The organism is Streptomyces sp. NPDC052064 (assembly GCF_055585925.1).
This window is the reverse complement of the sequence record NZ_JBVJJE010000012.1, coordinates 304,984-328,796: the sequence shown is the minus strand read 5'-3', so window position 1 is coordinate 328,796 and position 23,813 is coordinate 304,984. Positions and strand designations below refer to the sequence as shown.

Sequence of the window (23,813 nt, the reverse complement as noted above, 5' to 3'; positions counted from 1 at the left end):
GGTCTTGCGTTTCCGACTCTATCAGATCTTTTCTCGATCCGATTTCCTCGGTGCTTTCCAGGTTCCCGCTTCCGCGTTTCCCTTTCCGGCGGTTCTGACTCTATCAGATCCTTTCGGGCCCGATTCCCTGTCAGCAGGGTTTGTCTTCGCGGCTGTTGGGCCGTTCCGACGTGTCCAACCTTAGCGCGTTCACTCGGCGTTTCCAAAATCGAAGCTGTGTCGATCAGGTCGTCGAGTCCCAATTCGAATTGAATTCGGGCACGCCGAAATCAACCCCGTTGGGAGCGATCTTGCTAGTGGTTGGGTGCCGCTGGTGCGGCGGAAGTGCCGTCGCAGAACCGTTACGGCTCCGCGGCAACCCGAAGAACTTTACGGATCAGAGAGGGGGCTGTCAAACGTCCCCTGTCAAGATCTTTTGTGTGGGCGTCAGTCCAGGTCGGAGAGGCGGCCGCCGGCGTCCGGCTGGGCGTCTTCCACCCGACGCAGAAGGCGGGTGAGGACCTCGCCGAGCGCGGTGCGCTCCTCCGGGGAGAGGTCCTGGAGCAGGTCCTCCTCGAAGACCGACGCCAGGCGCATCGCCTCCAGCCACTTCTCGCGACCTCCGTTGGTCAGCTCCACGATGACGCGGACTCGGTTGGACTCATCCCGCTCCCGGGTAACCAGTCCTTCGCCGACCATGCGGTCGATGCGGTGGGTCATGGCGGCCGGGGTCAGGCCGAGGCGCTTCGCGAGGTCGCTCGGGCCCAGACGGTAGGGAGCGCCGGAGAGGACGAGGGCCTTCAGGACCTCCCACTCGGCGTTGCTGATGCCGAGGGCCGCGGTCTGACGGCCGTAGGCGACGTTCATACGGCGGTTCAGGCGGGACAGGGCCGAGACGATCTGCTCCACCTGGGGGTCGAGGTCCTGGAACTCGCGTTGGTACGCCGCGATCTGCTCTTCGAGGGTCGGCTCGCTGGGGCCGGGGGTGTCGCCCATGGGCGCAGTATGGCACGGCCGTTCTTTGCCTTGAAGTCCTTGGGTATGTACTCTTTAGCTTCGAACTTTAGTTTCGAAGTCTTCACTCCTAACTTGTGAGAGAGGTGAACGTGACCAGGGCGATGGGCGCAGCGATGCGCCGGATCCACGTGGGCAACGCACTCAGCGCGTTCGGGCTCGGCTTCACCGTCCCCTATCTGTACGTCTATGTGGCGCAGGTGCGGGGACTGGGAGCCATGACGGCGGGTCTCGTACTCGCGGTCTTCGCTGTGGCGGCGCTGGTCGTGCTGCCGTTCGCCGGGCGGGCGATCGTCCGGCGCGGCCCGCTGCCGGTGTTGCTCGCCGCCCTGGTCACCGCCGCCGTCGGTGCGCTGGGGCTGGGGCTGGCGAGCAGTGCGGCGGCGGTGCTGTCAGCGGCTGCCGTGCTGGGGGCCGGGCAGGCCGTGACGCAGCCGGCGCTGGCGACGATGATCGTGGACTGCTCGACCGCGGACACGCGCTCGCGGGCCTTCGCCATGCAGTTCTTCCTGCAGAACCTCGGGCTCGGGGTGGGCGGCCTCATCGGCGGTCATCTGGTCGACACGACGAGCGCCGCCTCCTTCACCCTGCTCTTCGCGATCGAGGCGGCGATGTTCCTGCTGCTGGTCGTGGTGATGGCGACCGTGCGGATGCCGCACGCGCCGCGGATCGAGGGCGCGCCCGTGCCGTCGGGGCGGGGCAGCTGGAAGCAGTTGCTGGGGAACCGTGCCATGGTGCAGCTGTGCGTGCTGGGCTTCGTGCTGTTCTTCGCCTGCTACGGGCAGTTCGAGTCGGGGCTGAGCGCGTACGGGGTCGAGGCCGCCGGGATCTCGACGTCCGCGCTGGGGACGGCACTGGCCGCCAACACGCTGGTGATCGTCGTCGCGCAGTTCGCCGTGCTGCGGTTCGTGGAGCGGCGTCGGCGCTCGCGGGTGATCGCTGCCGTCGGGCTGATCTGGGCCGTGGCGTGGGCTGTCGCCGGGTACGCGGGGCTCGGGCACGGGAGCCAGGAGATGGCGACGGCCGCGTTCGTCTCGACGTACGCCTTGTTCGGGCTGGGTGAGGCGATGCTGTCGCCGACGGTCGCCCCGCTGGTCGCGGATCTCGCGCCGGAGGGGATGGCCGGGCAGTACAACTCCGCGTTCGCCCTGGTCAAGCAGCTCGCGCTGGCCGTCGGGCCAGCGGTGGGCGGGCCGTTGGGGGCCTCGCTGCACGCGCCGTACATCGTGGCGTTCCTGCTGTTCTCGCTGGGGATCAGCTTCCTGGCGGTGCGGCTGGGGCGGCAGCTCACGGACGTGCAGGATCGGCCGTGGCTCGCGAAGAGCCGGGTCGTGGCGCGGGGTGGGGCGCCCGTTTCCGCGGACGTCTGATCCCCTCCCCTCCCTGCCCCTCCGGTCCCTGAGTCCCTGCTTCCGTCTGCTCTACGTCGCCTGCGTACGCGGCAGCGCGAACTCGCACCAGACCGCCTTGCCCCCGCCCGGTGTCCGGCGGCAGCCCCAGTTCGAGGCGATCGTGGCGACGATGGCGATGCCCCGGCCCGATTCGTCGCCCGGTTCCGCGCGGCGGCGCCTGGGGAGATGGTCGTCGCCGTCGGTGACCTCGATGATCAGGCGGCGGTCGGTGCGGCGCAGGCGCAGGCGCATCGGTGGGGTGCCGTGCTGGAGGGAGTTGGCGACCAGCTCGCTGGTGGCCAGGACGCCCAGGTCGTGCAGGTCGGCGGGGAAACGCCAGCTGGTCAGGACGCCGGAGGCGAAGGCACGCGCGCGTGGGGCCGCTTCCACGCCGCCCAGGAGTTCCAGGGCGGCGTTGCGGAAGAGCTCGCTCTCCGGGCCCGTCCGGGCAGGGTGCTGGAGGACCAGGACGGCCACGTCGTCGTCGTGGTCGGCGGTCACGCCGGCCGAGCGGACCAGGCGGTCGCAGACGACCTGGGGCGTGCCGGTGGCGCCGGCCAGAGCGCGTTCCAGGGCGGCGATGCCCTCGTCCAGGTCGGCGTCCCGGCGCTCCACGAGGCCGTCCGTGTAGAGGACGGCCGTGGAGCCGGGGCCGAGGGGGATCGAGCCCGAGGCGTGCATCCAGCCGCCGGTGCCGAGCGGCGGGCCGGTGGGTTCGTCGGCGTGCAGGACCGTGCCGTTCTCGTCGCGGACGAGGATGGGGAGGTGGCCCGCCGAGGCGTAGACCAGCTTGCCCTCGTTCGGGTCGTGGACCGCGTACGCGCATGTGGCGATCTGGTTGGCGTCGATCTCGGCTGCCAGGCCGTCGAGGAGCTGGAGCACCTCGTGCGGGGGCAGGTCGAGGCGGGCGTAGGCGCGGACCGCCGTGCGGAGCTGGCCCATGACCGCTGCCGCGCGGACGCCGCGGCCCATGACGTCGCCGATGACGAGGGCCGTGCGGCCACCGCCGAGGGTGATGACGTCGTACCAGTCGCCGCCGACCGCGGCCTCCGTGCCACCGGGGTGGTACGTGGCGGCGACGCGCAGGTCGTCGGGTTCTTCGAGCTCCTGGGGGAGCAGTGATCTCTGCAGGGTCACCGCCGTTTCGCGCTGGCGGCGTTCGCTGGCGCGCAGGCGTTCGGCGGCTTCGGCGTGGTCGGTGACGTCCGTGGCGAAGACGAGGACTCCGCGGCCGTCACTGCCGCCCTTGCCGTCGTCCTGGGCGACGGGGGTGCAGGTGAAGGTGTAGGAGCGGCCGTCGGGGGCCTTGCGGGACTTGACCGTGCGGGGCTTGCCGCTGCGCTGGACCTGGTCCAGGAGGGGGAACAGGCCGAGGGCGTCCAGTTCGGGGAGGGCCTCGCGGGCGCGTTCCCCCAGGGGGCGTACGCCGAATGCGGTCGTGTAGGCGTCGTTGACGTAGGCGATGCGGTGGTCGGGGCCGTGGACCAGGGCGACGAGGGACGGGACGCGGTCGAGGACCTCGCGTACCCGCAGTTCGTCGACGGCGGGTACGGACGGTGGCTCGTCGGTCAGTTGTTCGACACGGGCGGCGGGTACGGACCCGTCCCCCCGCCGGTCCGGGGAGGCCGTCTGCTCGGTCCGCGCTGCGGCGCGGCGCTGCGTTCCGGGGAGCCGGGCGCTCCAGCGCGTGAAGTTCACGAATCCTTGCCTCGTGTAGTCGTCGGCGGCCGGCACCGGAACCGGCCGGGGCCCCGGGGGCCCGCACCGGGGCGTGTGGTGGCACGCCCGCGGTGGTGGACCAGTCTGGCAGTGAGCGGACCGGACCGGCATCCGTCAGACGCCGGGCCGGCCGGTGGAGTTCCTGGGTCCGGTCAGGACGACCCCTTCGGGTTGTGCGGGGGGTCTTGGGAAGGCTTTCCACCGGCCGCGAGTTCGAACTCCGCTCGGGGGTGTTCGAGTGAACCCAGGGAGACGATCTCGCGTTTGAAGAGGCCGGCCAGGGTCCATTCGGCGAGCACGCGCGCCTTGCGGTTGAAGGTGGGCACGCGGCTGAGGTGGTAGGCGCGGTGCATGAACCAGGCGGGGTAGCCCTTGAGCTTGCGTCCGTAGACGTGGGCGACACCCTTGTGCAGGCCCAGGGAGGCGACCGAACCGGCGTAGGCGTGTTCGTACGTCTGCAGGGGCTCGCCACGCAGGGTGCGCACGATGTTGTCGGCGAGGACCTTGGCCTGGCGGAGGGCGTGCTGGGCGTTTGGGGCGCATTCGCGGCCGGGTTCACCGGCCGTGACGTCGGGGACGGCGGCGGCGTCTCCGGCGGCCCACGCGTGCGTGGCACCCTCGACGGCCAGTTCCGCCGTGCACCTGAGCCGTCCGCGGCCGTTGCGGGGCAGGTCGGTGGCGGCGAGCACCGGGTGGGGTTTGACACCGGCCGTCCAGACGACCGTACGGGTGGGGAAGCGGGCGCCGTCGCTGAGGGCCGCGACCCGGTCCGCGCAGGACTCCAGGCGGGTCTGAAGGCGTACGTCGATGTTGCGGCGGCGCAGTTCGGTGACGGTGTAGCGGCCCATCTCCTCGCCGACCTCGGGCAGGATGCGGTCCGAGGCCTCGACGAGGATCCACTTCATGTCCTCGGGGCGGATGTTGTGGTAATAGCGCGCGGCGTAGCGGGCCATGTCCTCCAGTTCGCCGAGCGCCTCCACGCCGGCGAAGCCGCCGCCGACGAAGACGAAGGTGAGGGCCGCGTCGCGGATCGCGGGATCGCGGGTGGAGGAGGCGATGTCCATCTGCTCGATGACGTGGTTGCGCAGGCCGATCGCCTCCTCGACGGTTTTGAAGCCGATGCCGTGGTCGGCGAGGCCGGGGACCGGCAGTGTGCGGGAGACGGAGCCGGGGGCGAGGACGAGTTCGTCGTACGTCAGCTGCTGCCCGCCCGTGCCCTCCTCGTCGGTGGCGAGGGTGGTGATGGTGGCGGTGCGCTTCGCGTGGTCGACGGCGGTGGCCTCGCCGATGACGACGCGGCACCGGTCGAGGACGCGGCGCAGCGGTACGACGACATGGCGGGGGGAGATGGCGCCCGCGGCGGCCTCGGGGAGGAACGGCTGGTACGTCATGTACGCGTCGGGGGTGACGACCGTGATCTCCACGTCGCCCCGCTCCAGTTCCCGTTTCAGTCTGCGCTGAAGGCGCAGGGCCGTGTACATCCCGACGTAGCCACCACCGACAACGAGAATGCGCGCACGTTCCTTCACCATCCCATGACGCACCCACCGCTTGCGTTTGTCCACAGCCTCGACGAATTGTGTGACCGGAGCGGGAGAGCGCGCGGAGTTGGCCGGAAAGGCGAGCTGCGATGAATACGCGCAGGTCAGCAGGGGTGGTGCGGGGGGCGGTCAGGGGCACATTCCGGACGTATGCGGCCCGTACTCCGATCGGTGGGCGCTCCGTGCGGAACCTGCCCCTTCTGAATTGACTCCCTCTCAACTATGTTCGTGTGTCGACGGGGTGTAGGGGGATGCGCTCGCCGGGTCCGCGGGGCGGGCCCGGGGACCCGGGCCTGTTCCTCCGTCCCGGCATCGAATGGCGGGGAGTGTCTCCGGGGGGAGACGTCATTACCGGGGGAATGCGTATGCATGTTCAGGACTCTCATTGGTCGTCCGCGTCCGCTGTCGCGGCGGGTGGCGTGACGATGAGCGCGACGGCGGGCAACGGACGCGGGAACGGATCGCGGACGACGCCGCTGCGCGTGGACGCACAGCGCAATCTGGAGCACGTGCTGCGGGCGGCGCGCGAGGTGTTCGGCGAGCTGGGGTACGGCGCGCCGATGGAGGACGTGGCGCGGCGCGCGCGAGTCGGTGTGGGGACGGTGTACCGGCGGTTCCCGAGCAAGGACGTCCTGGTGCGGCGGATAGCCGAGGAGGAGATCTCCCGGCTGACCGACCAGGCGCGTACGGCGCTCGGGCAGGAGGACGAGCCGTGGTCGGCGCTGTCGCGCTTCCTGCGGACGTCGGTGGCCTCCGGCGCCGGGCGGCTGCTGCCGCCGCAGGTGCTGCGGGTCTCCGTCGAGGAGGACCGTGCCGGTCAGGCGCGGGTGCCGCAGCAGCGGACGCAGCCGGGCTCGGGGGAGCTGCGGCTGGTGCCGGAGGAGCCGGTGGCGGTCGCCTCGGTGCCGGCGCCGGGGGTCGTGGCGGAGGACGACGCCGGGGCGTCGGCGCTGCTCGAGGTCGTGGGTCAGCTGGTGGATCGGGCGCGTGCGGCGGGTGAGCTGCGGGCGGACGTGTCAGTGTCGGACGTGCTGCTGGTGATCGCGACGGCCGCGCCCTCGCTGCCGGACGCGGCGCAGCAGGCGGCCGCGTCGGCCCGGCTGCTGGACATCCTGCTGGAGGGGCTGCGGTCGCGGCCGGCGTGAGGGCGGGCGGGCTGCCGTCACGGGCGGCCCCTCGACCGGTCCTGTCGGCTTGCCGGTCGGCTGGGCTGGGCTGGTCGAAGGCGTCAGTCGGATTTGCCGGTGGAACGGACCGGTCGGCTTCCGAGCCCGGAGCGACGAGGGATCATTCCCCGAACGAGTGACGACCAGTACTGGCGTGCGGTAAATCCCGACGGATGAGTGACGGTCCGGAATCCGAGGTTCTGACCAAAAGCCAATATGGCACTCTGATCCGGTGGTCTGGACGTGTTGGCCGGCTGGCGGGGGCTTTCCGCGATGAGCGTTGACGGGCGGGACGGGCGGGACGGGCGGGACGGGTCGAGCGGTAACGAGGACGCCACGGCCGGCGGCTCGGTCCCGCCGCAGCGCGAATGGCGTGAGGACAGCCACCTGCCGCCGCCGCGCGAGCTGCCGCCCTCCGACGCCGACCTCATCGACCGGATGCGCTCGGGCGACGACACGGCGTACGAGGAGCTGTACCGGCGCCACGCGCAGGCCGTGCGCCGGTACGCCCGGACCTGCTGCCGTGACGCCTACACCGCGGACGACCTGACCGCCGAGGTCTTCGCCCGCATGCTCCAGGCGGTACGCGGCGGCTCCGGTCCCGAGCACGCCGTCCGCGCGTACCTGCTCACCTCCGTCCGGCGCGTCGCCGCCTCGTGGACGCGGTCGGCGCGGCGGGAGCAGCTTGTCGACGACTTCGCCGTGTTCGCCGCCCAGTCCGCACGCGGCTCCGACGTGTCCGACGACGACACGCTGGAACGGGGCGCGGACGTACGGGCGATGCACGAGGCCGAGCGGTCCATGGCCATGCGGGCCTTCCGGTCGCTGCCGGAGCGGTGGCAGGCCGTGCTGTGGCACACCGAGGTCGAGGACGAGTCGCCCAGCGAGGTCGCCACGCTCTTCGGGCTGGACGCCAACGGCACGCGCGTGCTCGCCAGCCGGGCCCGCGAGGGCCTCAAGCAGGCCTACCTCCAGGCCCACGTCAGCGCCACACTCACCGCCGACGAGGAGTGCGCGCGCTACGCCGACCAGCTCGGCACGTACGCCCGCGGCCGGCTGCGCAAGCGTGCCGAGCGGGGGCTGCGCAAGCACCTGGAGGAGTGCGCGAAGTGCCGGCTGGCCGCGACGCAGATCGAGGAGGTCGCCGGCGGTATACCCGCCGTGGTGCCGGTCGCGGTCATCGGCTGGTTGGGCCCCGCCGGGTACGCCAAGGCGGCAGGGCTCATCGCCGGAGGAGCGGGGGCGGCCGGAGCCGCGGGTGCGGCCTCGGCGGCGGGCGGGGGCTCGTCCGGCGGGTCGGCGGCGGGCGCCGGTTCGGCCGGTGGTGCTGCGGGGAGCGGCTCGTCCGGTGGGGCCGGAGGCGGAGCGACGGCCGCCAGGGGAGTGGGCGCGCCGGTGAAGGCCGGTGTCGCGGCCGGTGTGGTCGCCGTGGGCGTCGTGGCCGCGGTGGTGCTGGCGTCGGCCGGCAACGAGAAGCCGAAGGACGAGGCGAGGCCGACTCCCACCCCCTCTTCGCCGGTGGTCCGGCCCGCCGAGCCGACGCCCCCTCCCTCGCAGCGGGAACCCGGACCGCGGCCACCGGGGATCGTGCCCGCGCGCGCCGAGAACCCCGCGCCGACACCGACCCCCAGGACCAGCCCGCCGTCCACACCGTCCCCGGCACCGACACCGACGCCCACCCCGCCGCCCGCGCCCCCGAGGCCGGTACCACCCCCGGCGCCCACGCCCACGCCCACGCCCACACCGCCACCGACTCCGACTCCGACCGAGATGCCGCCCTCCCCGGCCGTCTACCAGTGGAGCGAACTGTCGTACGACATCAGCGGCGACGGCACCGAGCCCGAGATGCGGTTCGGCGCGAGCAGCTGGGTCTGGCAGCGGTACGGCCTGTCGGCCGGCGACCAGCGGTACACGCACGGCGTCACCGTGCACGGACGCTCCTCCGTCACCATCGACCTCAACCGCTCCTGCTCCTCGTACGAGGCGCTCGTCGGGGTGGACGATCTGACGCTGAAGCTCGGCACGGTGTACTTCTCCGTCTACGCCGACGGGGTCCGGCTGTGGCGGTCCGGGCTGGTGCAGGGCGGTGACCCGGCGGTCCCCGTCCAGGTGAACCTCACCGGCCGCCGCACCGTACGGCTGGTGGTGGAACCGCACAGCGCCCTCGACAACCTGGCCCTGGCGGACTGGGCGGAGTCCAAGTTCACCTGCGGTTAGCGGCTTTCGACTCGGTGGCGTACGAGCTCCGCGCCTCGTCCAGCTCGTGCAGGACGTCGTCCGCGGTGAGCGCCGCGCCCCGAGCGCGCTCCGACTCGCACCGGGCAGGACCGAGGGCGGCGCGGGCGGCTGCCCCGATACGTTCCGCCTGGGCGTGCTCCGGCATGGGGCGGGGACGGCCGGCCCACCAGTGGTCGCCGGCGCCGAGCAGCCGTGCCGCGTGCGGGAAGTCGCCGAGGTCGGCCAGCAGGCCTGCCGCGCTGTCCACGACCGTGGCCCGGATCAAGTCGGAGCACCGCTTGTCCACGGCATCGCGCAAGGCTCCTGTCAGCTTGGCCAGAGCGGACTCCGGGCCGGACTCGCTCGCCGTGACCATGGCCTCCACCAGATCCAGCATCACCAAGAACTGGGGCGGCGGTGTGCCGCGCGCGGCATCCGCGTGCGCCGCCTCGCAGAACTCGCGCGCCCGAGCGGTGTGCCCCTCCTCGGACGCCATCTGGGCCCGCAGCAACAGGACGAACGCCCTGGAGTCCGCCACGCCGCACCGGTCGGCGGCGGCACTCGCCTCGTCCAGCCTCGCCAGCGCGGCCGGGCGGTCTCCCGCGCGGTAGGCGAGCTCGGCGAGCCGGGCGAGGAGGAACGGCGACTCGGCGTACGCGCCCACCTCGTAGGCGAGCCGAAGCGCCTCCTCGTACTCCCCCTTGGCCTCCTCGAAGCGGCTGCGCGCCATGGCGGCCTCGCCGGCCGCGCTGCACACCTGGGCCCGCAGCCAGCGGTCACCGGCGCGGCGGCTGAGGACGCGCAGGTCCGCGAGGTCGTCGTCGACGCCGTCCAGGTTGCCGGGAGCGTCGACGACCATGTGCGTACGGGCCATCAGGGCAACGGAGACCTCCCAATCGCCACCGTGAGCACGGCAGTTGGCGACGCCGGAGTCCATTTGGGCCCGGACGTCACCCGGGTCGACCACGAAGGAGGAGATCATCGGCCAGACGAGACCCGGGACCCGGGCCGCCTGTGGTCCGCCCTCCGCGAAGAACGCCCACACGCGCTCCACGTACTGCCGCCGCTCTTTCACGAACGCCTGCATGGGCCCTGCCTCGGCCATGAAGAACAGATGCAGCATGCGCAGATCCATCCGCAGGGCGTGCAGCGGATGCTCCGCCTCTCCGTCCGGCGCGGCCAGGAAGTGGTCGACGGGATCGGGCAGGCCCGGCTCGCCGACGGGCGGCACACGCCCGGCGACATCCCTCTCCACACTCAGCCGCAGGATCCGGTCGAGCCACTCCAAGCCCTCGTGCCGGTAGTTGCGCAGCCACCAGAACCAGCCCATGGCCAGGATCAGAGCGCCGGCCTCCTGCTCGTCCCCGTCCGTGAGGGCCCGGTCGAGGGCCGCACGGATGTTGTCGAGCTCGGTCTCCAGGCGGGAGACCCACGGCAGCTGCCCGGCGGAGCGCAGCAGCGGCTCGGCCTGCTCGACGAGCGCGCGCACCCACGCCCGGTGCCGCCGCTCGGCCGCGGCACGCAGCGACGGGGCCTCGGCGGCGCGCTCGACGGCGTACTCGTGGATGGTCTCCAGCAACCGGTACCGCATGCCGGCGGAGCCGTCCTGCTGGTCTGTGCCGTCCTGGTGGTCTGTGCCGTCCGGGTCGTCCGTCCCGAAGGGTGCCGCGACGACGAGGGACTTGTCGACGAGGGCCCCGAGCAGCTCGGCGGCGGGCCCGGTGCACACGGCCTCCGCCGCCGTCAGGTCCCAGCCTCCCGCGAACACGGACACCTCGCACAGCAGCGTCCGCTCGGCCTCGTCGAGCAGGTCCCACGACCAGTCGACGACGGCGCGCAGGGTCTGCTGGCGGCGCAGGACCGTACGGCTCCCGGAGGTGAGGAGGCGGAAGCGGTCGTCGAGCCGGTCGGCGATCTGCCGGGGCGTGAGCAGCCGGAGCCGGGCCGCGGCCAGCTCGATGGCGAGCGGCAGCCCGTCCAGGCGGCGGCAGATCTCCGCCACTGCCCGCTCGTCACGGAGCACGGCGTCCGCGTCGGGACGGACGGCGGCGGCGCGCTCCGCGAACAGCCGGCGGGCGTGGTCCGGCCGCAGGGGCTCGACCGGGCGCACCAATTCACCGGGCACGCCCAGGGGTTCACGGCTCGTGGCGAGGATCGTGAGCCCCGGGCAGCGGGTCAGCAGGGTCTCGGCGAGGTGGGCGGCGGCGGCGATGACATGCTCGCAGTTGTCGAGGATCAGCAGTGGGCCGCGCGGGGCGCAGTACTCCACGAGCAGGGCGACGGGGTCGTCCTGCACGGCCGTCAGCTCGCTGGTCATCAGGACGGTCTCGCGCAGACCGAGCGCGCTGACCACCGCTCCCGGCACCGCCTCCGGCCGGTCGAGCGGGGCGAGCTCGGCCAGCCATGCCTGCGGGAGGCCGGCGGCGGCTTCCTCGGCGAGGCGGGTCTTGCCGGAGCCGCCCGGTCCGGTGAGGGTGACGAGTCGGGCTCTGCGCACATCGGAACGGATGGCGTCGATCTCGGGTTCCCGGCCGACGAAGGAGGTCAGACGGGGACGGATGTTCCCGGTGCGCTCGGGCGGATTGGGCGTCGGTTTCCCGCTCCTCGCGGTCGGCGCGAGCAGGTCGGCGTGGAGGGCGCGCAGGTGCGGGCCGGGGTCGGTGCCGAGGCCCTCCGCGAGGGCGCGGCGGACGGACTCGTACGCGGCGAGGGCGTCGGCTTCGCGGCCGGTGTCGCGCAGGGCGCGGACGAGGAGGGCGTGCAGCGGTTCGTCGTACGGGTGCACGGCGGTCAGTTCCCGCAGTTCCGGTACGACGTCCGACGCGCGGCCGAGCCGCAGGCGGGCCTCGGCTCGGGCCCGGGTCGCCTCCAGGCGCGTGGCCTCCGGGCGGGTGGCGACGGTGCGGTCGGGGAGGTCGGCGAGGGCGGGGCCGCGCCAGAGGGCCAGGGCGTCGTCGAGGTGCCGTTCCGCCAGGGCGGGGGCGTCGGCGGTGAGGGCGTCCGTGCCCTGCCGGACGAGCCGTTCGAAGACGAAGAGGTCGATGTCGTCGGGCGTGGCCGTGAGGCGGTAGCCGCCGGTGTCCGAGGTCACGGCGTCCTTGCCGAGTGCCCGGCGGAGGCGGCCGATGAGGGCCTGGAGCGCGGCGTGGGCGTCCTGGGGCGGGTCGTCCGGCCACACCTCGTCGATCAGGGTCCGGGGCGGGGTGACGTGGGAGGGGCGTAGGGCGAGGGCGGTGAGCAGGGCGCGGAGGCGGGGACCGCCGACGGGTATGGCTGTGCCGTGCTCGTCTGCTGCTGTGGTGACGCCCAGGATTCTGTACCGCACCGGGTCATTGTGGCTGGGGTGGGGGTGAGGGTGGTGGGGTTTTTGGGGTGGGGTGTTGCTGTGAACTGGGTCGGCGGGTGCCGGGTGTTGGTGCGGCGGGAGGTGCACAACTCGGCGCTGTGCAGTGCTCGGCGGTGTTGCCGGGGCCGGGTGGGTTCGCAGCCCGGCGTAGCGGGGTGCCTCCCCCAAGCTCTTCGAGCAGGGGGTACCCCCAGCGCCCACCCTCCCCCAAGCTCTCGACTTCGCTCGAGCAGGGGGACCCCCATCGCCCTCAGCGGCACGATCGCCCGCAGCTCGGCGCAGAGGCGTACCTCGGCGCATGCCCACAGCTCCAGGCGCAAGGCGGCGCTCGCTACACCCGCCGCACCCCGGCCCCCGCCCCCAACGCCCCCCGCTGCGGCGCGATCCCCGCCGGTACGGCGCGCTGCCGGGCCGGTGTGCCCGTCCAGCAGGTGCCGCGGCGGGCCAGCAGGCGGCGGAGCCACAGCTCCAGGGACACGAGGCCGGCGAGGCCGTCCAGGGGGAGGGGTTCGCCGGCCGCCGCGGAGCGCAGGGCCTTTCGGACCACCCGGGCCTCCACCAGGCCCGCCTCGGCCAGCAGCGGCGTGTCGAACAGGGCGACCAGGGAGTCCGCCGCCACCCTCAGCCCCGTACGCGCCGCGGCCGCCGCCGTCGCCTGGGTCGGGGCGCCCCACCCGGGCGGCAGGTCCCGGACCCCGGCCCCTTCCAGCACCGTACGGAGGATCGCCGCCCGCGCCCCCGGCCGTACCCGCAACGCCTCGGGCAGCGCCCGGGCCGCGCGCACGACCTGGTTGTCGAGGAACGGCGCGTGCAGCCGCTGAAAGCGGATCTCCGCGGCCTGCTCCAGCACCCGCAGGTCCGCCGCATACCGCGCCAGCGCCGCACGCGCGCGGAAGTCACCCGGCCGCTGCCCCGGCCCCACCAGCTCCGACCGGTGCGTCGCCGCCTGAAGACGAACCGATACTTCAGCGAGCGCCTCACCGGTCAGCCAGCGCGCCGCCGGCCCGGGTCTCCCCCAGGTCAGCGCGGCGAGCGAGGCCTCCACCGCACCCCCGGGCGCGTCCAGACCGTCGTCCGTACGGTGGTCGAGCAGGCGCTCGGCCAGGGATTCCAGCCCCGCCCGGTAGGGCGTACGGGACAGCCGTCGGGCCGCCGCGTACACGCGCGCGGGGACCAGCACCGAGCCGTCCGTCTTGGCCAGCGCGGCGACGGGCCGCACCAGGTGGCGCCGCTTACGGTCCATCAGCAGGTCGGCCAGACGCGCGGGATGGGCGTCCAGGACCTGCCGCGCACCGTAGCCCGTGAAGTGGTCCGCGCTGCCGGCCGCCAGCCGCGCCCGGTGCCGGGCCGCCGTCACCAGGGACGCCCCCGGCTCGTCCGTCAACGGGCCCTCCAGATCGGCGTACGGAAGGGTCTCCTCGCCACCGGCCACGACGACATGGTGCAGACGCGGGTTCGCGGCCAGCGCACCCGCCCGCTCCAGCTCGGCCTCCCGCCCTCCGACGGCCAGGTCGTTGAAGGTGACCGCCAGCAGCCGCTCTCCCGCGCCCGTGCCGTGCCCCAGCACCGTGCCCGGCATTCCGGGCAGCCCCGCGGCCAGCAGCGCCAGTGTCCCCGAGGCCGGCCCGCCCGACAGGTCCGCCCCGATCCCCGGCACCGGCATCCCGCGCGCGGCACGCCGCTCGGCGGGTCCCATGCCGGGCACGGGTCCGGGGTCTATGTCCGCCCCGGGGACGTGCCGCGGTGCGGACAGCCGCGTCCGTACGGCCTCCACCAGCGCGTCGCGCACGGCGTCGACCGCGCTGTCGGGATCGGCCGAAGGCGCCGCGACCGCCAGCGAGGCGACCGGTTCATACCCGGCGATCTCCCGTGCCCCGGCGCGCAGGATCAGTGCATGCCCCGGCGGAATGCGCTTCACGCCGTCGTACGGCGTGGAGTCGTGCAGCGCCGCGGGCACGTCAGGGGCGGCCAGCAGCGCGGCGAGGTGCCCGAAGTCGAGGTTGGCCTCGATGAGGTCGGCCAGCGGCAGCGCGGCCGTCGCATACGCCGTACCGCCGGCCCAGGGGGTGTGGAACACCGGCCGCGCGCCCGCGAGATCGCCGCAGACGGTGACCCTTCGGCCGACCTGCACGATCGCGGTGTAACTTCCCGGCCAGGCGGTCAGATGCCGAAGTGCCCCGCCGCGCGCGGCGAACAGCGCGACGCGCAGCTGCTCGTCGGTGGCGCCGCAGATGCCGAGGACGGCGATGCGCGTCCGGTCGTCGGCCTTCACGACCCGCACCTCGTCGGGGCGCCAGTCACCGACCGCCCACAGCGGATCGGGATCGCCCCACAGGAGTTGGGAGCCCACCGGGTGCAGGGTCTCGCCGTCGGGTCCCGTGGCCCCCGCCGAACCGGCAGCGACGGCTCCCGCGGCGGTGCTGCTCCACCCCACCAACCACCGCATCGCCGCCTCCACAGGCTGTGGACAACCAGTGCACCGTACGAACCGGTTCACCATGCTGCCATGAAGGAAGCGTTCCAGAGTGTGCCCGCGCCGCTTGCGCTCCGCCGAACGCGCCCCGGCGGAGCCACCCACGCCGTCCGGAACACCCCCGAACGCCCCGAACTCTCCCATGCCACATGAAGAGACGGGCGGAGAAGACGGCAGTGAAGACGGAAAGGGAAGACTGCGGTGGTGGCGGCGGGAACAGAAGGGAGCGCCAGGAGACAAGGCACGTCAGCGACACATCACCAGTACGACTGCGGCGCGAATGCGCCCCCCATACGCGCCCCAAATACGCCCGGCGCGCCCTCAAGTACCGTGGTAGGAGGCCTGATACCCCACCACGGGTGGGGTCGATTTTTGGCCAAATCCCTGTCAGGCAGGCAGCGTCGAACACTCTCCGTACAGGCTCTGCGCACCACGTGCGGTCGCGCAGTCCGGGAGACGGAGCACGCCTCCCGGACCGTTCCACCGCCCGCGGGGATGGAGGCGGCGGTGTCCCCCAGCCCACTGGATCCAGTACAGCGGGCCGACCCACGCAATGACCATGGAACCGCTCCCGCGGTGGCCGGAGAAGAGCGCACGGACAGGCGCACGGCCACACAGTGGGAGCACGCCGCAACAGCCCGTATCTGAACCGTACTTCAGTACGGACCACAATCCCGCCAACCGGAACAATGCCCCTTAACGCTTGGGATGCGGCGAACTACGCTGGGTTTACGAATGCCGCGTGGTTATGCCAACGTCGGCAGCCGTCTGTGTCGAGGGGTGGCTCATGTCCAGGGAGCAACGCGGGCCGAACGAAAAACTCGGCGCCGTTCTCGCCCTCGCGGGAATCTCCAACGCAGGCCTCGCGCGGCGCGTCAACGATCTTGGCGCTCAGCGAGGACTGACACTTCGCTATGACAAAACGTCGGTGGCGCGCTGGGTGTCGAAGGGCATGGTGCCGCAGGGTGCGGCGCCGCACCTCATCGCCGCCGCCATCGGCCAGAAGCTCGGCCGCCCGGTGCCGCTCCACGAGATCGGCCTGGCGGACGCGGACCCCGCGCCCGAAGTCGGCCTCGCCTTCCCGCGGGACGTCGGGCAGGCGGTGAAGTCCGCGACGGAGCTGTACCGCCTCGACCTCGCAGGCCGCCGCGCCGGGGGCGGCATCTGGCAGTCGCTGGCCGGATCGTTCGCGGTGAGCGCGTACGCGACGCCCGCCTCACGGTGGCTGATAACCCCGGCCGACAGTTCGGTAGCGCGTGACGTGGGCCCCGGCGAGGACTCCGGCGCACCGCTCAAAGTCGGCCACAGCGATGTGCAGAAGCTGCGGGAGGCCGCCGAGGACGCGCGGCGCTGGGACTCCAAGTACGGCGGCGGCGACTGGCGTTCGTCGATGGTCCCCGAGTGCTTGAGGGTGGAGGCGGCTCCCCTCCTGCTCGGCTCCTACTCCGACGAGGTCGGCCGGGCGCTCTTCGGCGCCTCCGCCGAACTCACCCGGCTCGCGGGCTGGATGGCCTTCGACACGGGCCAGCAGGAAGCCGCCCAGCGCTACTACATCCAGGCCCTGCGCCTGGCCCGGGCGGCGGCGGACGTCCCCCTCGGGGGCTACGTCCTGGCCTCCATGTCCCTCCAGGCCACCTACCGCGGCTTCGGCGACGAGGGCGTGGACCTCGCCCAGGCGGCCCTCGAACGCAACCGCGGGCTCGCCACGGCGCGCACGATGAGCTTCTTCCGCCTCGTCGAGGCCCGGGCACACGCGCGTGCGGGTGACGCCCAGGCGGCCGGCGGCGCCCTGAAGGCGGCCGAGAGCTGGCTGGAGCGCGCCCGCCCCGGCGACAACGACCCGAGCTGGCTCGGCTTCTACTCCTACGACCGCTTCGCCGCCGACGCGGCCGAGTGCTATCGCGACCTGAAGGCCCCACGCCAGGTCCGCCGCTTCACGGAACAGGCGCTCTCGAAGCCCACCGAGGAGTTCGTCCGCTCGCACGGCCTGCGCCTGGTCGTCTCGGCGGTCGCCGAACTGGAGTCGGGCAACCTGGACGCGGCGTGCGAGCAGGGCGTACGAGCGGTGGAGGTCGCCGGGCGCATCTCCTCGGCCCGCACGACCGAGTACGTCAAGGACCTCCTGCACCGGCTGGAGCCGTACGGCGACGAACCGCGGGTCGTGGAGCTGCGGGAGCGCGCCCGGCCGCTGCTGATGGCCCCGGCATAGCCGGACAGGCATGCTGCCGTCCCCGCGTTTGAAGGCATTGTCAGTGGCGCAGTGCACTATCGAAGCGGGAGGTGGTGCTGGTGACGCGGGTGCCGGAGATCGCGTACGACTGTGACGTGCTGGTGATCGGCGGGGGGATCGTCGGTCTGTCGACGGCGTATGCGATCACACGCGCCGCACCAGGCACACGGGTCACGGTCCTGGAGAAGGAACCGGGCCCCGCCCGGCACCAGACCGGCCGCAACAGCGGCGTCATCCACAGCGGCATCTACTACCGCCCCGGCTCCCTCAAAGCCCGCTACGCCGTGCGGGGCGCCGCCGAGATGGTCAAATTCTGCGCCGAATACGGCATCCCGCACGCCGTCACGGGCAAGCTGATCGTCGCGACCGACCGCTCCGAGCTGCCCCGCCTGCACGCACTCGTACAGCGCGGCCGGGAGAACGGCATCCCGGTCCGTGAACTGGGCGCTTCCCAGATCGCGGAGTACGAACCGGAGGTGCGGGGCCTCGCCGCGATACACGTCGGTACGACCGGCATCTGCGACTTCGTCGCGGTCGCCCGCCGGCTGGCCCACGGCTCGGGCGCGGAGATCCGCTACGGCACGCGGGTCGTCCGCGTCGACCGCCGCCCCGAGCGGGGAGTCGCCGTGCTCACGGCCGCCGGGGACGTCGTACGCGGGCGGGTGCTGGTGAATTGCGCGGGCCTGTACAGCGACGAGGTCGCCCGGTTGACCGGGGACGACCCGGACGTCCGGATCGTGCCGTTCCGGGGCGAGTACTACGAGCTGGCCCGACCGGAGCTGGTGCGGGGCCTGGTGTATCCGGTCCCCGACCCGGCGTTCCCGTTCCTCGGGGTGCATCTCACGCGCGGGATCGACGGGGGTGTCCACATCGGGCCCAACGCGGTGCCGGCGCTGGCCCGCGAGGGGTACGGGTGGGGGACGGTCCGTGTGCGGGAGCTCGGGTCGACGCTGGCCTGGCCGGGCTCCTGGCGGATCGCCCGCCGGCACTGGCGGTACGGGGCGGGGGAGCTGCGGCGGTCGGTGTCCAAGGGGGCGTTCACGGAGGCGGTGCGGCGGTTGTTGCCCGGGGTGTCCGAGGACGACCTGGTGCCGACGGCGGCGGGGGTGCGGGCACAGGCCGTGCTGCGTGACGGCACGCTGGTGGACGACTTCCTGTTCCGCGAGGGCCCTCGCACGGTGCACGTGCTGAACGCGCCGTCTCCCGCGGCTACGGCGTCCCTGCCGATCGGCAGGGAGGTGGCGCGCAGGGCGTTGAGCGCGCTGGCCTGACCAGCCGCGGGGGTTCCGAGGTGCTCGGCGTTGTCGCTGAGGCCGGGCGGGTCTGCGGCCCGGCGGAGCGGGGTGCCTCCCCCAAGCGCTTCGAGCTGGGGGTACCCCCAGCGCCCACCCGTGCCGCCCTGGGGGTACCTCCCAGGCCCTTAAGGCACTGGGGGAGGCACGACTGCCCGCAGCTAGGTGGCGGCCCCGACCCACGACCACCGCGAAGGCGCTACGCGCACCCCCACCGCACCCGCGCAGGCCGCCGCAGGCATACCACCCCCGCCCGTCCCGCCGGACGCGATCCACCCCCCGTAAAATCGGCCTCACTGTGTCTGACTCCGTGAACACCCCCGAAACGCCCCAGCCCGCCACCCCCGGCGCCTCCATCCGGCACACCCGGGCCAAGGGTGAGCCGCGCTTCCCCGATGGGCCGAAGGCCGATCCCGCCGGGTCGCACTTCGAGCGGCGGATCCGGAGTTTCCAGCCGCGGCGGAGCCGGGTCACAGCCGGCCAGGCCGACGCGCTTCAGCGGCTGTGGCCCAAATGGGGCCTCGACATCGACGGCAGTCGAACCCTCGACCTCGCCGACCTGTTCGGCAACGACAACCCCGTCGTCCTGGAGATCGGCTTCGGCATGGGCGAGGCCACCGCCCAGATGGCCGCAGCCGACCCCACCACCGACATCCTCGCCGTCGACGTCCACACCCCCGGCCAGGGCAACCTGCTCAATCTCGCGGACCGGAACGGCCTGTCCAACATCCGCGTCGGCAACGGCGACGCGATCATCCTCCTCCGCGAGATGCTCACCCCGGACTCCCTCGACGGCCTGCGCGTCTACTTCCCCGACCCCTGGCCCAAGAAGCGGCACCACAAGCGCAGGATCATCCAGCCCGACTTCCTGACCCTCGCCGCCACCCGCCTCAAGCCCGGCGCGATCGTGCACTGCGCCACCGACTGGGAACCGTACGCCGAACAGATGCTCGACGTACTCACGGCACACCCCGACTTCGAGAACACGCAGGCGGACGGCGGGTTCGCGCCCCGTCCCGACTTCCGCCCCCTGACCCGTTTCGAGGGCCAGGGACTGGACAAGGGACATGTCGTGAACGACCTCCTCTTCCGTCGCGTACAGCACGTGGACCAACCCCCCGCCGGCGCCTGACCGCACCCGAACCCGCATCCCTCCCGCCTGCGGACAGCGCCCATCCGTCGTTAGGGTCAATGCCGTGGCCACCTGCCCCCCACATCCGTCGTACCCCAGCGGTCCGCCCAGCGGTCCCGCCGACGGCGCGCCCTTCGCCGGCGCACCCACCGCCGCCCCCCTCCGGCATGCCCACTGGTGGCAGCGCGCCTGGGTGCGCTACGGCGCGCTGACCACGCTCCTCGCGATATCCGGCCTCGTCATCCTCGCCCTGGTCCGCGAAGAGACCGGCACGGAAGGGTTCCTGGTCGGGCTGGGGCTGGCCACGCTCCCGGTGCCCCTGCTCATAGCCGCGTTCCGCTGGCTGGACCGGGTCGAACCGGGCCCCTGGCGGAACCTGCTGTTCTGCTTCGCCTGGGGCGCCTGCGCGGCGGCGCTGATAGCGATCGTCGCCAACAGCTTCGCGACCAGATGGATAGCGACGGCGACGGCGGATCCGTCCAGCGCGGACACGCTCGGCGCGACCGTCATAGCCCCGGTGGTCGAGGAGATGGCCAAGGCGGCGGCCGTCTTTCTGGTCTTCCTCTTCCGGCGCCGCGACTTCACGGGCGTCCTCGACGGAGTGGTCACAGCCGGCGTCACCGCGACCGGCTTCGCGTTCACGGAGAACATCCTCTACCTGGGCACGGCCTTCGGCACCGACCAGCTCACCGGTGGCACCGGCATCGCCTCCGTCACGGCGGCGACCTTCTTCGTGCGCATCATCATGTCGCCGTTCGCGCACCCGCTCTTCACCGTCCTCACGGGCATCGGCTTCGGCGTCTCCGCACTCGCGGCGGACCGCCAGCACGTCCGCCGCGTCGCCTTCCCGCTCTCCGGGCTGCTGCTCGCGATGGGCCTGCACGCGATGTGGAACGGCTCGTCGGCGTTCGGCGAGTACGGGTTCTTCGCCGTGTACGCGGCGTTCATGGTGCCCATCTTCGGGCTGCTGACGTGGCTGGTGGTCTGGACCCGGCAGCGGGAGCTGAAAACCGTACGGGCGGAGCTGCCCGCCTACGCCGTGGCCGGGTGGCTGTCGCCGGTCGAGCCGTACGCGCTCGGCTCGATGCGGGCCCGGCGGATCGCCCGCCAGTACGCCCGCCGCCACGCGGGCAGGGGGGTGGCGCGGGAGGTCGCGCGGTACGAGGCGTACGCGACGTCTCTGGCGTTCCTGCGGCACCGGGGCCGCCGCGGCCGCGCCGGTGCCGACTTCGTCGTACGGGAACGAGAACTGCTAGACGAGCTGTGGCGCCGCCGGGAGGCGGCCCGGCCCGCGCTGGACTACGCCGCGCGGATCACGGCCCCTCCGGTACCGGTGGCGGCCCCGCCCTGGCCGGTGTACGGGGCGTACGGGTACGGCTGTCCGGTAACTCGGCCAACGGTGACAACACCGACGACGCGGTGGGGCGACGCGGAGCGGTACCCCGCGTACAACCCGTACCGGTCGTAGCCGAAACCTCAGCCCTCACCCCCGGGCGGGCCATCCGGGGGCAACCGCTCAGGCCGAAGCCTCCGTGAGCCGCCCGAGCTCCGTCTCCGTCAACGTCAGCTCCCCGACCCCGACCAGGGCGGGCAGCTGCTCCACCGTCCGCGCGGAAGCGATCGGCGCCGCCACCGTCGGCTGGGCCGCGAGCCAGGCGAGGGCGACCGTGGCGACGGGGACGTCGTGGGCCGCGGCGATCTCGTCGAGGGCGTCGAGGACCCGGCGGCCCCGCTCGGTCTCCAGGTGCTTGGCGGCACCGCCCGCCCGCGCGCTGTCGACGCTCGTACCGGGCCGGTACTTGCCGGTGAGGAAGCCCGACGCGAGCGCGTAGTACGGAACAGCCGCCAGGCCGGTCCGCTCGGCGAGGTCCTGGAGCTCACCTTCGTAGGTGTCCCGGGAGACGAGGTTGTAGTGGGGCTGGAGGGCCACGTACCGGGCGAGCCCCTCGCGGTCGGAGAACTCCAGGGAGGCCCGCAGCCGCTCCGCGGAGATGTTGGAGGCGGCGATGTACCTCACCTTGCCGGCCTTCACGAGTTCGTCGAGCGCGCCGATGATCTCCTCCACCGGCACCTCGGGCTGGTCGAAGTGGGTGTAGTAGAGGTCGATGTAGTCGGTGCCGAGGCGCCGCAGGGAAGCGTCGGCGGCGGCCTTGATGTTGGCGGCGGACAGGCCGCGGAACTCGGGGTGCTGGCTGACCTTCGTGGCCACGACGACGTCCGCGCGATTGCCGCGTGACGTGAGCCACTTGCCGAGGACGGTCTCGGACTCACCGCCCTGATTGCCCTCGACCCAGGCCGAGTAGACGTCGGCGGAGTCGACGAAGTTGCCGCCGGCGGCGGTGTACGCGTCGAGGACGGCGAACGACTGCGCCTCGTCGGCGGTCCAGCCGAAGACGTTGCCGCCGAGGGCGAGCGGGAAGACCTCGAGGTCGGAGGAGCCGAGCTTGCGAAGAGAAGTCATGCTCTGCGTCAACGACCGTACGGAACCGCTCATTCCACAACAGACGCAAAGCTGCCGTAAATACCGGCAGCCCTGATGTCGGGGGTCGTCATCAGGACCACCGGTGCTTCAACCGGCCTCCGAAGCTCAGACGTTCAGGCCCTTGCCCCGCAGCCACGCCAGCGGGTCGACCCCGTTGGTGGACCCACCGGTGTGAACCTCGAGGTGCAGGTGCGCCCCGGTGACGTTGCCGGTCGCGCCCACGCGGCCGATGACGTCGCCCGTGCTGACCTTCTGGCCGACGCTGACGCCGATGGACGACTGGTGCGCGTACCAGATCTCCGTGCCGTCATCGAGGGTCAGGACCGTCTTGTAGCCGTACGACCCGTTCCAGCCCGCCTCGGTGATGGTGCCGCTGTGCACCGCCTTGATCGGCGTGCCCGTGGGGGCGGCGAAGTCGAGACCTGTGTGGTAGCCGGAGGACCAGTAGGCGCCGGCCTGACCGAAGGTCGAGGTGATGGTGTACGCGGAGGTCGGCAGCGTGTACTGCTTGGCGAGGGCGGCGAGCCGCTCGGCCTCGGCCTTCTTCCGGGCCTCCTCCTCCGCCTTCCTCTTGGCTTCGGCGGCCTTGGCCTTGGCTTCCTTCTCCGCCTTGGCGACGGCCTCCGCGGCTGCCTTCTCGGCGGCTTCCGCGGCATCCTGCGCGGCCTTGGTCTCGATCTGCTCCTGCTGGTGCTCGACCTGCGCCATGATCCGGGCGCGCAGTGCCTCACCGGCGCCGGAGGTGCCCTGCTCGGTGTCGGCGGCCGCCGTGCCGAGGTCACTGAGCGGGGTGGCGGAGCCTTCGGGGGTGTCGTCGTCCGAAATGAGGGAACCCACCGAGGGAAGGTCCGAAACGGAGATCGACACCGGCGGCTTGCCGGTCTGGGCGCTGGCCATGCCGCCCGCGCCCACGGCGGCTATGACGCCGACGCCCAGGACGGTGGAGCTGCGGGCGAGTCCTCCGCCGCGCTGCTTGGTGACACGATGCCGGCCACGGACGGGACGGATGGACTCCGCGGTGGGGTTCCATTCCTGGAACGGGCCCTCGTCGGTACGGTGACCGCCGTAGCCGAAGGTTTCGGTGTCGCGCTGGTTCGGCGCGGACGGGGCCGCGGGGGCAGGCCGGTTGGACGCCACGTGGGCGTACTCCTTTCCTTCCTTCTCGCCTACCGGGTTAGCTGACGGGTTCGGAGCAGGAAGGTCTCCTACGCGCGTATACCGGCCGTGCTTCCACGGCGGCATCCGCCCGATTCACCCCAAGTGGTGGTTCCCCGGTTCCCTTTCGGGATTCGGCGCGTGCGCACGGAGCCGCCTTCTGTGACGGCTGGGACGACCGCGCTGCGTTATCGAACGTTAATAGACGCGCGGTGGGTATTCCAGCGATTCCACTTGATCATTAACCTTTTTCGCGCGGACCAACCTGCCATGACCGGCTCAAATCGGGCGAGTTGGCCGCCACATAAGTGACTCACGAGTTTTGACGGTGCGTCAGTTGTTATGCGCAGCGGTGTGATTCACTCACCGAACGTAATGAAGGGCTCGGGACATACACCGAGGGCCGGAACCCTTTCGGATTCCGGCCCTCGGCCTTCAGTAGCGGGGACAGGATTTGAACCTGCGACCTCTGGGTTATGAGCCCAGCGAGCTACCGAGCTGCTCCACCCCGCGTCGTTGTGTCTCCAGTGTACGCCATCCGCGGGACAGCTCGCGCACACCCGGCGCTCACCCGTGGAGAGGGGTGCCGGGAAGGTCCCCGACTTCAGCGGGACCTGGGCGCGCCGTCCCCCATGCCGAGGTGCGACTTCAGCCAGGGCTGCTTCCCGGCGGTGAC

The 23,813-nt window shown here is 72.3% G+C and carries 14 protein-coding genes, 1 tRNA gene and 1 riboswitch; of the genes, 7 read left to right on the top strand and 8 right to left on the bottom strand.

The features are described from left to right. Window positions 1-426: 426 nt before the first annotated feature. On the bottom strand, window positions 427-975 hold the full coding sequence (locus ACZ6TU_RS30785; RefSeq protein WP_184985429.1) for a MarR family winged helix-turn-helix transcriptional regulator: 549 nt from the start codon (window positions 973-975) through the stop codon (window positions 427-429). Window positions 976-1,097: 122 nt separating this feature from the next. Between ACZ6TU_RS30785 and ACZ6TU_RS30780 the strand changes: the two genes are divergently transcribed. Further along, complete coding sequence (locus ACZ6TU_RS30780; protein ID WP_469552253.1) at window positions 1,098-2,363, top strand: MFS transporter; 1,266 nt, start codon at window positions 1,098-1,100, stop codon at window positions 2,361-2,363. 51 nt (window positions 2,364-2,414) lie between these two features. On the opposite strand, the gene ACZ6TU_RS30775 is transcribed toward ACZ6TU_RS30780, so the two are convergent. Both ACZ6TU_RS30775 and ACZ6TU_RS30770 read right to left on the bottom strand, forming a co-directional pair. Next, window positions 2,415-4,082 carry an ATP-binding SpoIIE family protein phosphatase gene (locus tag ACZ6TU_RS30775; protein ID WP_467677732.1) on the bottom strand — a complete coding sequence of 556 codons (1,668 nt, stop codon included), beginning with the start codon at window positions 4,080-4,082 and terminating at the stop codon, window positions 2,415-2,417. A gap of 173 nt (window positions 4,083-4,255) precedes the next feature. After that, a complete protein-coding gene (locus tag ACZ6TU_RS30770; RefSeq protein ID WP_469552242.1) occupies window positions 4,256-5,635 on the bottom strand; it encodes an NAD(P)/FAD-dependent oxidoreductase in 1,380 nt (459 codons plus the stop codon). Between the two features lie 374 nt (window positions 5,636-6,009). Here ACZ6TU_RS30770 and ACZ6TU_RS30765 point away from each other — a divergent pair, with 374 nt between their 5' ends. Further along, on the top strand, window positions 6,010-6,789 hold the full coding sequence (locus tag ACZ6TU_RS30765) for a TetR/AcrR family transcriptional regulator (RefSeq protein ID WP_467677736.1): 780 nt from the start codon (window positions 6,010-6,012) through the stop codon (window positions 6,787-6,789). 294 nt (window positions 6,790-7,083) lie between these two features. Beyond that, entirely contained in the window at window positions 7,084-9,027 is a 1,944-nt protein-coding gene (locus tag ACZ6TU_RS30760) for a sigma-70 family RNA polymerase sigma factor (protein ID WP_469552240.1), read from the top strand. On the opposite strand, the gene ACZ6TU_RS30755 is transcribed toward ACZ6TU_RS30760, so the two are convergent. Further along, window positions 9,014-12,352 carry an AfsR/SARP family transcriptional regulator gene (locus ACZ6TU_RS30755; protein ID WP_467677740.1) on the bottom strand — a complete coding sequence of 1,113 codons (3,339 nt, stop codon included), beginning with the start codon at window positions 12,350-12,352 and terminating at the stop codon, window positions 9,014-9,016. The two genes, ACZ6TU_RS30760 and ACZ6TU_RS30755, sit on opposite strands and share 14 nt — an antisense overlap. Before the next feature lie 352 nt (window positions 12,353-12,704). Further along, on the bottom strand, window positions 12,705-14,819 hold the full coding sequence (locus ACZ6TU_RS30750) for an asparagine synthase-related protein (protein ID WP_467677742.1): 2,115 nt from the start codon (window positions 14,817-14,819) through the stop codon (window positions 12,705-12,707). A gap of 814 nt (window positions 14,820-15,633) precedes the next feature. Between ACZ6TU_RS30750 and ACZ6TU_RS30745 the strand changes: the two genes are divergently transcribed. The 4 genes from ACZ6TU_RS30745 (at window position 15,634) to ACZ6TU_RS30730 (ending at window position 20,968) form a co-directional block, all read left to right on the top strand. Beyond that, window positions 15,634-17,055 carry an MFS transporter gene (locus tag ACZ6TU_RS30745; protein ID WP_466201100.1) on the top strand — a complete coding sequence of 474 codons (1,422 nt, stop codon included), beginning with the start codon at window positions 15,634-15,636 and terminating at the stop codon, window positions 17,053-17,055. A 74-nt stretch (window positions 17,056-17,129) separates the two neighbouring features. Next, window positions 17,130-18,347 (top strand): L-2-hydroxyglutarate oxidase, encoded by a 1,218-nt coding sequence (gene lhgO, locus ACZ6TU_RS30740; RefSeq protein WP_467678207.1) that lies wholly within the window; start codon window positions 17,130-17,132, stop codon window positions 18,345-18,347. Between the two features lie 319 nt (window positions 18,348-18,666). Next, entirely contained in the window at window positions 18,667-19,500 is an 834-nt protein-coding gene (trmB, locus tag ACZ6TU_RS30735) for a tRNA (guanosine(46)-N7)-methyltransferase TrmB (RefSeq protein ID WP_467677744.1), read from the top strand. Between the two features lie 64 nt (window positions 19,501-19,564). Beyond that, window positions 19,565-20,968 carry a PrsW family intramembrane metalloprotease gene (locus tag ACZ6TU_RS30730; RefSeq protein ID WP_467677746.1) on the top strand — a complete coding sequence of 468 codons (1,404 nt, stop codon included), beginning with the start codon at window positions 19,565-19,567 and terminating at the stop codon, window positions 20,966-20,968. A gap of 48 nt (window positions 20,969-21,016) precedes the next feature. On the opposite strand, the gene ACZ6TU_RS30725 is transcribed toward ACZ6TU_RS30730, so the two are convergent. From ACZ6TU_RS30725 to ACZ6TU_RS30715, 3 genes are all read right to left on the bottom strand, one after another. After that, window positions 21,017-21,961, bottom strand: a complete 945-nt coding sequence (locus ACZ6TU_RS30725; RefSeq protein ID WP_469552238.1) for an aldo/keto reductase — start codon at window positions 21,959-21,961, stop codon at window positions 21,017-21,019. A 126-nt stretch (window positions 21,962-22,087) separates the two neighbouring features. After that, window positions 22,088-23,119: a M23 family metallopeptidase gene (locus ACZ6TU_RS30720; protein WP_467677750.1), complete on the bottom strand. Its 1,032-nt coding sequence runs from the start codon at window positions 23,117-23,119 to the stop codon at window positions 22,088-22,090. 12 nt (window positions 23,120-23,131) lie between these two features. Beyond that, a riboswitch (cyclic di-AMP (ydaO/yuaA leader) is annotated at window positions 23,132-23,287 on the bottom strand. Window positions 23,288-23,576: 289 nt separating this feature from the next. After that, window positions 23,577-23,650, bottom strand: a tRNA-Met gene (locus ACZ6TU_RS30715). Window positions 23,651-23,813 lie beyond the last annotated feature (163 nt).